The organism is Halodesulfovibrio oceani subsp. galateae (assembly GCF_055397225.1).
Map to the genome: position 1 here is coordinate 3,830,415 of NZ_AP042453.1, position 14,875 is coordinate 3,845,289.

At 45.4% G+C, this 14,875-nt stretch carries 11 protein-coding genes and 1 tRNA gene; 5 read left to right on the plus strand and 7 right to left on the minus strand.

What is annotated here, in order from left to right:
- Positions 1–9: 9 nt before the first annotated feature.
- Entirely contained in the window at positions 10–492 is a 483-nt protein-coding gene (locus ACZ5V1_RS16785; RefSeq protein WP_464389820.1) for a DUF1499 domain-containing protein, read from the minus strand.
- Between the two features lie 304 nt (positions 493–796).
- On the opposite strand from ACZ5V1_RS16785, the gene rnhA reads away from it, so the two are divergent.
- Positions 797–1,264, plus strand: a complete 468-nt coding sequence (rnhA, locus tag ACZ5V1_RS16790; RefSeq protein WP_464389821.1) for a ribonuclease HI — start codon at positions 797–799, stop codon at positions 1,262–1,264.
- A 249-nt stretch (positions 1,265–1,513) separates the two neighbouring features.
- Positions 1,514–2,491, plus strand: coding sequence for a hypothetical protein (locus ACZ5V1_RS16795; RefSeq protein WP_464389822.1), 978 nt, complete (start codon positions 1,514–1,516; stop codon positions 2,489–2,491).
- Positions 2,492–2,820: 329 nt separating this feature from the next.
- On the opposite strand, the gene qrcD is transcribed toward ACZ5V1_RS16795, so the two are convergent.
- From qrcD to qrcA, 4 genes are read right to left on the minus strand one after another with little or no spacing between them, the layout of a single operon-like run.
- Entirely contained in the window at positions 2,821–4,086 is a 1,266-nt protein-coding gene (qrcD, locus tag ACZ5V1_RS16800) for a menaquinone reductase integral membrane subunit QrcD (protein WP_464389823.1), read from the minus strand.
- A gap of 5 nt (positions 4,087–4,091) precedes the next feature.
- Positions 4,092–4,856, minus strand: coding sequence for a menaquinone reductase iron-sulfur cluster-binding subunit QrcC (qrcC, locus tag ACZ5V1_RS16805; RefSeq protein WP_464389824.1), 765 nt, complete (start codon positions 4,854–4,856; stop codon positions 4,092–4,094).
- A gap of 12 nt (positions 4,857–4,868) precedes the next feature.
- Positions 4,869–6,941: a menaquinone reductase molybdopterin-binding-like subunit QrcB gene (qrcB, locus tag ACZ5V1_RS16810; protein WP_464389825.1), complete on the minus strand. Its 2,073-nt coding sequence runs from the start codon at positions 6,939–6,941 to the stop codon at positions 4,869–4,871.
- A 14-nt stretch (positions 6,942–6,955) separates the two neighbouring features.
- Entirely contained in the window at positions 6,956–7,588 is a 633-nt protein-coding gene (qrcA, locus tag ACZ5V1_RS16815) for a menaquinone reductase multiheme cytochrome c subunit QrcA (protein WP_464389826.1), read from the minus strand.
- Between the two features lie 506 nt (positions 7,589–8,094).
- On the opposite strand from qrcA, the gene ACZ5V1_RS16820 reads away from it, so the two are divergent.
- Together ACZ5V1_RS16820 and ACZ5V1_RS16825 are read left to right on the plus strand one after the other, a co-directional pair.
- Entirely contained in the window at positions 8,095–9,774 is a 1,680-nt protein-coding gene (locus ACZ5V1_RS16820; protein WP_464389827.1) for an ATP-binding protein, read from the plus strand.
- A 97-nt stretch (positions 9,775–9,871) separates the two neighbouring features.
- Positions 9,872–9,963, plus strand: a tRNA-Ser gene (locus ACZ5V1_RS16825).
- Between the two features lie 368 nt (positions 9,964–10,331).
- Here the strand turns inward: ACZ5V1_RS16825 and ACZ5V1_RS16830 are convergent.
- Positions 10,332–11,717 carry an alanine/glycine:cation symporter family protein gene (locus tag ACZ5V1_RS16830; protein WP_464389828.1) on the minus strand — a complete coding sequence of 462 codons (1,386 nt, stop codon included), beginning with the start codon at positions 11,715–11,717 and terminating at the stop codon, positions 10,332–10,334.
- A gap of 1,292 nt (positions 11,718–13,009) precedes the next feature.
- Here ACZ5V1_RS16830 and ACZ5V1_RS16835 point away from each other — a divergent pair.
- Positions 13,010–13,459, plus strand: a complete 450-nt coding sequence (locus ACZ5V1_RS16835; protein ID WP_464389829.1) for an iron-sulfur cluster assembly scaffold protein — start codon at positions 13,010–13,012, stop codon at positions 13,457–13,459.
- A gap of 581 nt (positions 13,460–14,040) precedes the next feature.
- Here the strand turns inward: ACZ5V1_RS16835 and ACZ5V1_RS16840 are convergent.
- On the minus strand, positions 14,041–14,835 hold the full coding sequence (locus ACZ5V1_RS16840; protein ID WP_464389830.1) for a TSUP family transporter: 795 nt from the start codon (positions 14,833–14,835) through the stop codon (positions 14,041–14,043).
- Positions 14,836–14,875: the final 40 nt, after the last annotated feature.

The following is a 14,875-nucleotide window of genomic DNA, read 5'->3' on the forward strand; positions in this document are numbered from 1 at the left end:
TACCAGAAATTATTGAGGAAGGTAGAGTTTCTTAAAGCTATCGTATCGCGCTTTGTTTGCGCCAAAATCAGACTTGCCGACACGTGAAGCAGATCGGAATTGTACGAGATGCGTTACCGTATCAATGTAAAATTCAACATCATCATGATATTGCATAAACGGCGTAACAAAGACCGCATGGATATAGTCATCATTTTGAGAAACTATTGAGTTATGCCCCATCTCTTGCAAGCATTCTAAAATTTTCGCTTTCGTTTGCTGCACTGAACCAGCCATAGGCAGCGGTGCGACATACTTAGATGTAACATCTGTCTGGCTGGACACGGCATTCGGTGTTTCCGGCATAGCAGCGAGTTGGCCGTTTGTGACGCCGAGTTTCTCTGTCATATCAGCCGATTTAGAGCCATGCTGTCTAAAAAAGAGAAAGCCGGCAAGGACGAGTGCACAGAATATGATGAACACCCATTTAATGAGACCTGTTGTATTGATCATATTTTTCCTTGTAAAATTACGGTATGTTGATGCCATGCATTATATTGATGCATCCGAACGCGTTGTTTGAGCAAGTCGTCGTTAGTATATCCGGAACTCACCGCAGTGTAAGCTTTTTTTTCATAGATAGGAGTTCAACCTATATAATATGTATCCATGTAAGGGATTGCCTTCATAATGAATAAAGCTAGCCGAACGCCTTTTTTTATGTTCCATACTGGACATACGTTGACCCATGTTCCAAAAGCATATGGTCATTACGTGTCCATTTCTTCAATCAATATAGTATGCGAGTAATTGTATTATGAAACATATTTTCCTTTATACAGACGGCTCATGCCTTGGTAACCCCGGCCCCGGTGGGTGGGCAACCGTTCTGCGTTTTGGTGATACAGACAAAGAACTTTCAGGTGGCTTTGCGTTGACCACCAACAACAGGATGGAACTCCTTGCAGTCATCGAAGGGCTTGCCGCGCTCAAAGAGCGATGCAAAGTCGATCTTTACACAGATTCTCAGTACGTGCGAAATGCCGTAGAGAAAAAGTGGCTCGTAAACTGGCAGAAAAATGGTTGGAAGAATGCTGCGAAAAAGCCAGTCAAAAACAAAGATCTTTGGCTGCGACTGCTTCCGTATCTCGAAAAGCACGATGTGACTCTGCACTGGGTTCGCGGGCACAGTGGACATCCTGAAAACGAGCGATGTGATGATCTTGCGCGGGCTGAAGCGTCCAAGCCTAATCTGCCTCGCGACGTAGGTCACGAAGCAGCTTAATTGCTGATTTGAATACCAGTAAGGGCTGTCTCAACATAGAGTTGGGATAGCCTTTTTTTATGGAAACAGTATTGTGATGTTTTGTCGCATGGGTTGATAAACAACATGCTCGTCCCGTAAGAATTGTCTGTAGAAAGTTTTCTCCAACCATGGAGAAAAAAACTTCAGACAGATAGAAAGTAAGTAATACAAAGCGATTCAGCTTTTTGGTGGATTTGTTATTGCCGCAAACTGTGGTAGGAATGGAGTATGCACACAGAATTTCTCTCGTTTATGGACTTCGACGTACTTTGGAACGGACTTTTTGGTCCGCTGCTGAGACTCATTGTTTCGATCTCACTCGGTCTGGCTATCGGCAATATTATCGAAGCCCTGCACTGGGGACGTTTCCTTACAAAAATATCGGCTCCATTGGTGCGGATGGCACATTTACAGGATGTTTCAGGCGCTGCATTTACCATGGCATTCTTTTCAAGCATCACGGCAAATACGTATCTTGCAGAACAATATGAGCAGGGAAAAATTGTTCGAAAGGAACTCTTTTTTTCCAATTTGCTGAACAGCACGCCAGTTTTGTTCTTGCATCTTCCATCACTCTTTTTTCTCGCGGTTCCTTTTTTAGGGCAAGCGGCATTCTGGTATGTCGGGGTAGTTGTTTCAGCGGCGCTGTTTCGAACTTTGGTGACGGTTATTGCCGGACGTTTTGTCCTGCCGCCGACACCTGAGGGATGCGTCACATGTGAGCTTGATGATAATGCTCCAAACGGCGCAAAAGAAGTAATTCAGCGAGTGACGTCTCTTTTTATTCGTAGAATCCGACGAGTTCTGCTCGTCACAATTCCTGTGTACACAGTCGTATTTATTTTAAACAGATTGGGTGTGTTTCAGGCTTTGAATGACGTGGTTGGCGGTAATAACGGCCTGCTGCCATTTATTAAACCAGAAGCCGCAGGCGTACTTATTCTTAGCCTCGCTGCCGAAATGACAGCGTCTATGGCTGCCGCAGGGGCTTTGCTTACAGAAGGCTCGATTCAAGCAAAAGATGTTGTGCTGGCTTTACTCGCTGGTAATATTCTTTCATCGCCAATGCGTGCTATCCGACACCAAATTCCAATTTATATGGGAATATTTCCGTCACGCATCGCCTTCTGGCTTGTCGTCTGCAACCAGAGCATCCGTGCTTGCTCGCTTATTTTGTTTACCTTCATTTTCTATCTGTGGGTGTAACGAGTTTCCGTGCGACGCATTTGCTAAGCTCGCTTATTATTTTGTCTCACCGCTAATACCTCCTGTTTGCCTGAAATGAAGAAGAGCTGCCCTATCTCCATAGATAGGGCAGTTCTTCTTTTATTATTCACGTCAGCAGAGCGAGGTCGTGAGGCTGTGGAGGCTAAAATTTTTTATTGTATCCCTAGTATTGAAGGGGATAGCTCAACCGGAGTTCCAGTGCAGATATTGTGCTCTGCTGGCGGCAGCTTTAAAACGAAGAACCCCGGCACGGGTGGGGTCCGGCCGGGGTTCAACTGACTTTGAGCTTACTTATCTGTAACTAAATCCTAGCTGGACTTAGTCGCATTCAGTGCGCGTTCCTGCGGGAAAACCGGCAGGTAACGATATGACAAGCTGAGAATAATAGCGCCATAGGCAACTACGAGTGCTGTTGCACCCCATTCTGCCCAGTTTGGTGCATATATTTCCCAACTATCGAAAGGCATTACTGGCATCGCGAGAGCCTGAACCGTAAATACATAACGGTTGATAGTAATGCCTGCACAATCGAGCAGAGCAGCAGAGTAGAACAGAGCAGGAGTGTTGCGCAGTTTCGGTGTAAGTAAGATTACACACGGAACAATGCCGCACAGGAACAGCTCTGACCACAGGAGCCACTTGCCGTAGATTGTTTGGTAAAAGTTCTGGTCAAAAGTAAGACCGGAACGAGGCAGTACATCCACTGCCCATGCGTAGGTGTCTGCGAACTTGAATACGAGGTATACAAGCAGCATGGCACCGGCAATTTTACCCATAAGGGATTTGATTTCCCAGCTAACCAGTTTCTTGCCAGTCATTTTTTCCATGAGTGTTGCGATAAGAACGGTAAATACCGGACCGGAAGCAACTGCGGAAATAACGAAGAGGAAGAATGTCCAAGGCCAGATGAAGAAACCATCACGGAGTACGTAAGGACGACCAAAAAGAACGCCGTACATACCACCGAGTGAACCCTGGTGGAAAGTGGAAAGGAACGCACCGATACCAGCAAACAGAGGCATCCAAACGTGCAGGTTATGCGCGAGATGATGCAGTACTGGAATCTTGTTAAGCTGTTTCTGCTCAAGTACCAGAGGTACATATTCAATGATCAGAACAATCAGGTAACAAGTAATACAGAAAATAACTTCTGTAAGCATGGAGTGTACGTTCGCATGCCAGTACCCGAACCATGCACGAATCGGCTGACCAACGTCGAGCACGAGAATGAGCATAGCACCGGAATAGCAAATAAAACCAATAATCACGGTGAGGTTAATGATGTTCTTCAGAGGGTCAATGTTCAGGATGTATCTGAGCAGACCGGTGAAGAACGCACCAGCACCGAGAGCAATAACAGCAAGGTCAAAGGTAATCCAGAGACCAAAGCCGAAGTAGTCATCAAGGCCTGTAACGCCAAGTCCTTCCGCGAGCACTCTAAATGCAGCGTAAAGACCCCAAAGAGCTACAGCACCGACAAGTCCCATCCAGACTGAAAACTTCGTCAGAGAGCAACGTGATGCGCCTTCCGGGAAGAGTTCATGATCTGCAGGAAGAGAGTAGTTCTTTCCCATGACTGTTACCCCTTAACCTTTTCGTCTTCCAGATAGTTATCGAGCTGACGCAGTACCCATTCACGACGGCTTACATAGTAAACCTGTGTGTCGGCACCGAGACGTTCGAGCAATCTGTGAGCGTGTTTGGAGCTGGCAAGCTTCGTTACTTCATGTTCTTCGTTGTTAAGGTCACCGAAGGTTATTGCACCGTTAGGACATGCCTCGGTACAAGAAGTAACGTATTCGCCTTCAGCCAGATCCATAGGATCGCGACCTTCAACGATAGCTTTGTCTTTTGCAGCCATCCAGCGGTGGTGACAGAAAGTACATTTCTCCACAACACCACGAGGACGTACAGATACGTCAGGAGTAAGAGCTTTTTCAAGTCCACCAGGCCATACCGGGTCACGCCAGTTAAAGTAGCGTGCGTGGTAAGGGCAGGCAGCCATGCAGTAACGACAGCCGATGCAACGAGGAGTTACCTGGCTGACGATTCCGCCTTCTTCGTTTTTGTCTGTCGCGATAACCGGACAAACAGAAACGCAAGGCGGATGACCACACTGCTGACAAGGGCGAGGCAGGTAGGCTACGTCGTGTTCAGGGTAAGGTTTACCGTTGGACAGTTCGTAGACCGTGATCCAGTTCATTACTTTGATTTTATTGGAAGCATCAGCGACTGGCGCCAAGTTGTTTTCTGCCTGACATGCAACCATGCAAGCACCACAACCGGTACATTTGTCGAGGTCAATCGCCATGCCCCATTTGATAGTGAATTCTTTAGTTTCCATGACGCTCGTCCCTTATGCCTTGCTGACGTTTACACCAGCAACGTTCCAGACAGACTGTCCGGTGCCGGCTTCATAACCAACAGTCAGCAGCTCCATGACGTTTTCGCCTTTGCCTTTACTGAACTCATCGAATGCGGTGTGACCAAAGCCCATTAACACTGCAATGGTATTTGGCATAACGCCTTCAAAGATGTTCACACGGGCCTGGATGCTGCCACTGGAATTGCTGAGCTTGATGCGTTCATGTTTCATAACGCCAAGCTCACGCGCCGTAGCACCGTTCATCGCAACATACATTTCGTTTTTCTGGAGTTCCCAGCGACGAATTGTTTTGTTGTTGTAAGGTGGAATAGCGGTGTTTGGGGTACCGATGTTAAGCTTCTGCACAGGGGCAATGCTCAGTTTTGCAGCCTTAGGTGCAGCAGCAAGTGCCTTACCTATAACGCCTGCGGCAAGCCGCAGACCAGACTGTTCTGCAACAGCATCGCTTGTGAAGAATTCGCCTTCCATCAGGCTTTCCCAATCAGCACCCGCAGCTTCTGCTTTTGCCTGAAGAATTTCTTCAAACGTTGCAAAGCCGAGGTCCATGTTGAGCTGACCAGCAACACTCAGAAGAACGTCAGCAGCTGGTTTGCCGTCAATTACGCAAGGCGCAACTGGACGAGCAAGACCATAGAATGCCTGACCGATGCCGTATGGTGTTTCCACGTCATCGAAGCGTTCAAGACCGAGCGGAGTAGGCAGGATAAGGTCACAAGCTTTCGCTGTTTCATCAAGGAAGCTTGTGAAAGCTACTCTGAAAGGAACCTTATCCATAACTTTAGCCATAGCTGCAGGCTGTGGCAGACCGTATACTGGGTTTGCTTCGTAGAAGACCATTGCACGAGGCATTGGAACTTTACCTGCGCTAATGCGGGAAAGGTAAGCTACAAGGTCTTTTTGAGCGCTTTCAGAACGATCCATACCGGAAGCAATAACTTTCGGTGCCAAAGGAAGAGCTTTTACGCCGCCTTCGCGACCAAAGCTACCGAGCAGCATGTTAACCGCGGTACCAGCGAGAACAGTTGCAACGCCTGTGCCTTGACCGAATTCAGAACCGGTAAGAACAATAGGACGCTGAGCTTTTGAAAGCTCTGCCGTGATAGCTTTAAGCCTAGCAGGAGCAACGCCAGCGAGTGCAGCAACCTTTTGCGGAGTGTACATAGCGGCAAGCGCTTTGAACTCTGCAAAGTCTGGTGCATTAACTGAAGCGCCGGATTTGATAAGCAGGTTTGCAATGCCCATTGCAACGATTGCTTCAGCACCGGATTTTGCTGGTAACCATTCGTCTGCACCTGCAGCAGTGTTATTCTGCACAGGGCCTGCGTAGACGAACTTAACAGTTGGCTTCTCTGCAGCAGGGTGGGACTTTTTATATGCAGCGCGGTTGCGAAGCACAGTTCCCCATGACTCAAGGATGTTGGCACCGATAGCAAACACGTAGTCGCTATTTTCGATGTCATAGCCAAGCTGACCTTTGCCGTTCATATTGGCAAAAGCAAGTGCTGCTGGCTGAATCTCTGAAGGCATGACGTAGAAGTCATCGGAACCACTTTCTTTCGCCATAGCGGAAAGAAGTTCGTTGATAGTACCGGTTTCGTCACCGGATACATAAGCAACTTTGGAACCTGCTCTTCTGAGATTTTCTTTGAGCATTTTCTCTGCTTCTTCCCATGAAATCGCAACATAAGCGCCGTCACCAGCATGCTTAAGAGGACGTTTCACACGGGAAGGAGAGTACATTAGTTGAACTTCTGCTGCAGCGAGAGCAGTGATGCCACCCATAGAAAGAGGGTGGTTATCATCTGGAAGCACGCGTACTGGACGCTCGCCAACCAAACGAACTTTCATGCCCGCAGCTGAAGGACATAGTTTACTGATGGTTGAAACGTAGGTGTTTTCACCGTCTACGTTTCGTGGAATCCAGGACCAGTTCTGAGTCCAGATACTCGCGTCATCAAGGAGCTTCCAAGGAACGGGAGTAGCCAGAACGCCAGTCGTGGCGCCTGCAACAAACTTAAGGAATCCTCGTCTATCTACTGCCATTGGATACTCCCCTTTTACTTATGACAGACGAAGCATGCGTTGCTGGAACGAGTAACGCCATAATGCTCTGGATGAGCATGGCAGCGTTCACATTGCCACATCTTCATGGTCTGCTTGCTGTACTTGGTCAGCTTGTTTTCATAGTAAGTCGGGGCCTTGTCCATATTGGCCACATCAATGTGACACTGGGAGCAGAGCTCGGTTTCTGTGAAGTCATGGCAGGAATTGCATGATTCCATAGAATGAGCAGCATGACTGAAGAAGACGTTATCTGGCTGTGCTTGATAAACACGCCATTTAACTTCTTTACCGGTCTCAACATACTCCTTAATGAAGCGTGCTTCCTCCGGATCTTCCCCGAGTGGTTCGTCGCTGTGACATTCGGCACAGCTTTCAGTTGTCGGAAGGCCGGCAAAAGTGCCGTCTTCACGGAAATAATGGCACGCAGAACATTCCATTTCTGCGTCTTGAATATGCACCTTATGGCTGAAATTAATAGGCTGTTCCTGTTCTGAAAAAAGCAGTCCAGGGAAAGCCCACCAACCAAAGATGAGTGCCACTACCAGACCTACGAAGAACGGGGCCGCGCCGCCAAATTGGCGTGACGTACTGTTCCCGTCGGCAGGATGTAATAGTCTCTCCTCCATAACCCTTCGCCTCATAGCTGGTTTAAAATATTGAAAAAAAGCCCACATTGCCACTGTTTAGTGTCTACTTTGCAGGGGGCATTGCGTCAAGGTGAAATATTTCACGAGCGGCAACTAACCCTTCTGAAACGTAGATTTTCCGCGGGTGGGGCATATCCATTAACTGTGTTTCTAAAACATAAAAATAAAGTTTTTGATACTAAAAAAACCGTTGAAACATCACTGTTTGAAAATCCAAACAAAGAGGAAGTGTATGAAAAAATAGATAGTTAGTTTCTAAATTAGAGTGATTTAGTAGTTTTTTATTGCTTGTGCAAAAAATATTAAGCCCGTGCTGAAAGCTGAAGAATGAAAGAAGAATTTGAACATGTGCCAAGCCATATAGCTCGACAGGAAGTCCCCTGAAAAATTTATCTGCAAATGATGTATAATATGAAGATTTTTTCGTGAAGCTGTGGTACTGAGGAGTGTGATTTCATGTATGTGTGCAAGAACTGGGGGCGCATATGGATAAGAATATTAGAGATGACCGTTCGTTGTTGAGCGCCGAAGCGGGCAAGGGTCGAAACATGTCAAAACCGGTTGATGTTACCACAGCTATAGAGCGTATTGTTGAGCTTGAAGCACATTCTGCAAAGCTTGAACGTGAAGCAGCAGCAGCAAAGCGTGAGGCATTGTTGTTGAAGGATATTCTATGCGCAATACCTGCTGATGCCACTGTGTACACTGCTGATGAATGTGTGGTGTATACGACTGCGTCTGCAAGTGATCTGTTATGGGCACCCGTCATTAATGGACTTTGTTTGTGCGATAGTGACCGCATACATACTATTCAGACTGCCATTGCTGAGGGTGGGAGTCACACCATGACAGAAAGGCATCAGGATACAGGGGCACACCGTACGGTTCAGTATATACCTTTGCATTTGGAGCAAGGGGAACCGATGGTGTTGAAGTATACTAATGTAGCAACACGTGAGCAGGAAATGGCACACGAGTTAAAGGCAGCAAAGGATGCAGCAGAGGCTGCAGATAAAGCTAAAAGTGAATTTCTTACAACCATGAGTCATGAAATACGCACGCCAATGAACGGGTTGCTTGGCATGCTTGATCTGGCTCTGGATACTGAACTTGATGCAGAGCAACGGGAATATCTTGAGGCGGTGGAAAACTCAGCGGAGTCATTACTCGTACTCATTAACCAAATTTTAGATTTCTCAAAGATCGAAGCGGGTGTTTTGGTCGTCGACAAACAGGCTTTCAGGCTTCGTAAACGCCTTTCTGCGCTGCGCACTATGTTCTTTCATCGTGCAGAAGAGCGTTGCTTGAGCTTGGTGTTCACTGTTCCGGATGATGTTCCGGATGTGTTAATAGGCGACTTTCCTCGGATCAGACAAGTTGTCGTTAACCTACTCGATAATGCATTAAAATTTACAGACGGGGGAAGCGTTCATTTATCTGTTGATCTGGTCGAATTGGAAAGTGATAGAGCTCAATTACGATTTTCAGTGAGAGATAGCGGAATTGGTATTCTTAAAGAGCATCAGGATGCAATCTTTGAACGTTTCGTACAGTCAGACAGTTCTGTGTCCCGACAATATCAAGGTACTGGTCTTGGTTTGGCCATTTGCCGGAAACTTGTCGAATTAATGGGTGGTACTTTAGAAGTATCCAGCGCACCGGGTGAAGGGGCAGAGTTCTATTTCACTCTTCCGTTCCAGCTTGGGAAGCTGAACGAGCGGGGTGAGGTGGCAACGCGCGAAACGGCCATGGCTAAGCCAATACTCGGCAGTTCTAAAAAAGTTTTGGTAGTCGACGATAATGCTGTAAATCTGAAGTACATGAATATCTTTTTGAAGAAGCAGGGGTTTGAGGTCGATTTAGCAACCAATGGTATTGAGGCATTGGAAGCTGTAAAAGAAGAAGCGTATGACTTAGTACTGATGGATATTGCCATGCCTCAAATGGATGGTATAGAAGCAACGCGCAGAATTCGTGAATCAACATCATTTAGGGTACGTCCTGATGTACCTGTGGTGGCAATGACAGCACATGCCCTGAAAGGGGACAGAGAAGCATTCATTGCAGCAGGTATGAATGAATATGTAGGAAAACCTATTAATCCTGATGACTTGCTTAGGGTTTTGTTTGGATTACTTGAATCTTCAGAATCTGCACGGAATTAGTGCCTATATAAAAAAATAAAAAAAATGCATTAAGTACTTGCGCTTTGAATTGTAATTCTCTATACAGTCCACCTCTGCTTCGCAGAGATATCAACACGGAGAGGTGGCAGAGTCCGGTCGAATGCGACGGTCTTGAAAACCGTTGAAGCTTTGCGGCTTCCGGGGGTTCGAATCCCTCCCTCTCCGCCATTGAGATTGAAGCCCTTACAGTGCAAACTGTGAGGGCTTTTTTTGTGTCCAATGACTGAGATTCACCGTAAGTTTCTCTTAAAAAGACACAGGGCCTAAATAGAGTTTTCTAGCACAACACAGCTAGAAGAAATCTATGAAGAGCTCACGATTTACTGAAACTCAGGGTATTGTGAAGCGGTAAGATAAAGGACAGTTGGCGCGTACATGGAATTCCAGATGTCACGTACTATAACTCGAAATCAAAATACGTCCGGCAGCCAAGTAAGGCTACCGGACGTATTTGTTATAACGTCTGGTATCTAACCCTATAAATTAGGGAAAGAGCATCAAAGGATTGCCGAGCATTAGCACAATCACACGTAATACTAACGGGCTGGTTGCGTTGCAGCAGCACTTTTTGCAGATTCACGAGTCTTATCTGCAAAATAATTTTTAGTTTCTTTAATAATTACTGGAGACAATAAAAGTAGACCAACGAGGTTCGGGAACGCCATCAAACCGTTAAATAAATCACAAAGCAGCCACAGGAAATTTAATTCCATTACAGCACCAACACCGATACAGGCAATATATACCAAGCGGTATGGTAGAACTGCACGTTCGCCAAACAAAAATTCAATGGATTTTTCACCATAGTAACACCAGCCGAGAATGGTGGAGTATGCAAATAGCGCCAGTCCAATGGACACAATATAATCGCCGCCCACCAGCAGGGATTTAAAGGACATAGCGGTCATACCTGCTCCAGTAGCACCGCTGGACCACCCGCCTGCAATAATAATTACCAGACCGTTAAGCGTACAGACGATCAATGTGTCGATGAAGGTCTGTGTCATGGAAACTAACGCTTGTCCGACAGGGTGGTTTGTTTGTGCAGCAGCAGCTGCGATTGGAGAGCTACCAAGACCAGACTCGTTAGAGAAAACACCACGAGCCACCCCCATGCGCACGGCAAGCATGACACTGGCACCGGCAAAGCCGCCGGTTGCAGCTGTAGGATTAAACGCCTTCTCAAATACTAGTGCGAATGCACCAGGTACCTGATCTAGGTTCATAAGCACGATGAGCAGCGCACCGGCAATGTAAAATGCAATCATGATAGGAACGAGTACGCCGGTAACGCGGCCGATACTCTTAATGCCGCCAACAAGCACCAATGCACAGCTAACAAGAAGAACAGCACCGGTAATCCATTCCGGAACCCCAAAAGAGGTTTGTAGTACATCTGCAACAGAGTTGGATTGTACCATACTACCGGTACCCAGAGCGGCGATGGAAGCAAAACCGGCGAATGTAGCTCCAAGCCACCATTTATTCAACCCTTTGCTGATGTAATACATTGGGCCGCCGTTCATTTCACCATTGGCATCTACTACACGGTATTTAACAGCCAGCACAGCTTCGCCGTATTTGGTAGCCATGCCCAGCAGACCGGAGACCCACATCCAGAACATTGCACCGGGGCCTCCAATGGCCAGAGCAGTAGCAACACCGGCTACGTTACCGGTTCCAACAGTGGCAGAAAGTGCCGTCATGAGAGCCTGAAAGTTGCTGATATCGCCTTCCGCCCCTTCTTCTTTACGCTTTACCAACGCCAACCAGAGCGAATAAGCAAGCTTGGTAAACTGGATACCTCGTAAGCTAAGCGTAAGGAACACCCCTGTGCCGATAAGCATGACAAGCATGGGCGCACCCCAAACAAAACCACTAAGGTCACTAACCACCATCTGTAACTGAGAAAAAAAGTCCATAGAAATCCTACTTTGTAAATAAAGAATGAAAACTAATAGCCCAACGGCTTTCTGTACAAACGATTATAGAAGTAAGCGTTACCTAAAATCGTTTTAGGGACCCTTAATAATGTAAATAACACGCTAAAAAAATAAGAAAAAAGAGGTTGAACAAACAATCATCATCAAATTCATCAGCAGTACAATACACCTCATTTATAATCACAGGGAATAGCACCACAGACCGCTTAAAAAAGAATGAAAAAAAAAGAAGTATGTGATCGCACAATCTATTTTGTAAGAAAAAAGAGATGAAATATTTATGTAATAAAAAAAGATAGATGGAATGTTTTTGAACCAGAATACTCTGTAAAAAAAGAAGCTCAAAGGTAGACAATGTGAGCTTGTATAGACAGCCCTGTCTTTTGTGCGGGCATCTAAAGAGGTTCAAAATATGTAGAGATTTTTGTTGGTGATCACTTAATCAAGAATGTTTCATTTTTTTGGGGTTTTATGGGTAGTGTTATCAGAAATCATTTGCAGCGAAGTCTAAGTTTTTTAGTGAGTTTTGTTGATAAATATGGGGCAGGTTTTCTTGATGTTGGAAGGCATGGATGAGCCAAAGGGGTCCCTCCCTCTCCGCCATTGAGATTGAAGCCCTTACAGTGCAAACTGTGAGGGCTTTTTTTGTGTTCAGCGTTTGAGATTAAGGAGTTTGTCGAATCTTTCCCAACTGTTTCTATTCTGAGTATTGTTCTGTTTTTTCCATTTAAGAAAGACAGGATTCCCTATCTGTGGTTCTAGTCACGAATCGTGGAAGGCTGTTTGAGTTGGTAGAAGTAAAAAGCTTCGAGAAGTGTTCATCATAATGCATAATAGTAACTTTCAATTCCTACAGTAACACGATGCCCTTATTTTTGACGTAATTCATGGGTTGCTTTTTAGAATTTGCAGAACATTTAGGTGTTCTGCATTGTAAAGATGACAGGTATGGTATCTCATCGTGTTAAGTGAATATGTTAACTTTTGCGAGGGGTTGAGGTTTCGGACAGTGTGCAGTCGCATAGTCTGCTTTAGCCATGCTCGTATACTTTTTGATCGTAAGACCACCTTTAAATCCATTAAATTAAGCAGCTAGAAGCTTGTTGAGCGAGTTGTGTGTCTTCATTATAAGACAAATGAACGTTTCCTCCCGTCAGAGTAGACTTTGTGGCATATAACCAATTGTTATTGAAGAACAAAGAGCTGGGTGTTAAAATCATACGAGCCTTGTATTGAGGTAGAGTGTAAATGTTTAACAAACGGACGTGAAAGTGCTCAGTTTTGATGAAATAGTGAATGAATTGCAGGATAAAATTAATAGTGAAGCCATTGATGCCTTTGGGCAAGCAGGGTTTAACCGTTGGCGCAATCCACCGCATAGAGGAAAACCTGCCAAGGCCAACTACGAGGGTGTATCTACTGGTGGGTGCGGTGATACTATACGATTATTTTTGTATATTGAAGACGATAGAGTCTGTGATGCCGGATTCGCTACTGATGGCTGTGGCTCTAGCACGATCAGCGGTTCCATGGCTGCGGAGCTGGCCGTGGGCAAGTCTTGTGACGACCTTGCTGCAATAACGGGAGAGACCGTTCTTGAAGGTTTAGGCGGGGCAGACGGTCTGCCTGCTGATGACCAGCATTGCGCTTGGCTAGCAGCCAACGCGTTACACGAGGCTGTGGGAGACTACTACAAGCAAACTGTGAAACGTGAAAAATAAGATTTATCAGGTTCAAGAAGCCAACAATAGAACATTGCGTAAGCAAAAAGAAGCTCCATAGGTAGTACCTTTGGAGCTTCTTTTTTATCTCGTAATAGAGACTTAGGGTAAATTTCAAGCAAGCATAGTTTAGCTATTCAGCCACACTAAAAAAGGGTTCACGCAACTCATTGGAAACCCTTGTATTCTCTGGTCGGGATGGCTAGATTTGAACTCACACCCCTTTGAACCCCATGCAGTTGGTTTCGTTAATAAGATTTTTCCAATCAGCATGTTACAGTTTTTCTTGGGCTTGCAAATAACCATTTCACATATATTCGATCCGACTAAGTCGGCGAGAAACTCGAGGAACAGAGCGTGCATCGCGCTTTCATCACCTGCAATCACTTTGCTACGGGCATCCAGCTATTTCTTTTTCAACATGTCCATTGGAAGATCAAATTCTGCCAAATAGTTAGCTGAAAAAAATGACGCAGGACTCGCTCAGGTACTAAATAGCCGCCTTGTTTTTTGTAGCTTAACTGGTTTTCCACAAGCTTGTGGCAGTACCATCAAAGACAAGCTATTCATTAAATTGATAGCTAAACGAGCCAGCCTATAAATACATTCTCGTAGATTAACTTCGCAGTCATTACCATAGTTACTGATATGAACACTGGACGCACCAGCCGAGTACCATGTGAAATTACAAATTTACTGCCTATGATAGAGCCAGTAATTTGCCCAACTCCCATAATTAGCCCCAAGGTGTAGTCCACTTGTCCTAATATGATGAATAATATAAGAGAAACAAAATTTCCTATTAAATTTAGCGGCTTAGTCGCCATGGTCGCTTGTTTGATTGTATATCCAAGTAGAACTACAAATGCTAGCATCCAAAAAGAACCAGTGCCTGGTCCAAAAAAACCATTGTAGAAACCAATAAGCAGCCCGCACATCATCATAAATTTCTTAGGTGTCAATTTTGCTTTAGATGGCTCTGTTGCCTCCAGCCTTTTAGATGTAACGGAATAAATTGTGATCCCTACCATCAATACAGGAAGAAGGACTTCTAATGCTTCCTTTTCAAAAAGGTTCACAGCACAAGCACCGGATAGCGCACCAAGAGATGTACATATTATGCCTAGAGTTAAGCCTTTAAGGGGCATTTCCTTACTAGTAAAAAACATAAATGACGTTGTTAACTCTCCTATTACAGCCTGAAGCTTATTTGTACCTAGAACAGTCATGAGGGGTAAACCTGATAACATCAGACACGGGATAGTAATCAATCCACCACCTCCTGCTATAGCATCCACCATGCCCGCGAAAATTGAGACTGCGAACAAGAATGTGTAGATCCACTCTCCAGAACTTAAAATAAATCCACTTTCCATTTATTACTCCGACTTTAGTTTTTGCTCTAAGTAGTATTTG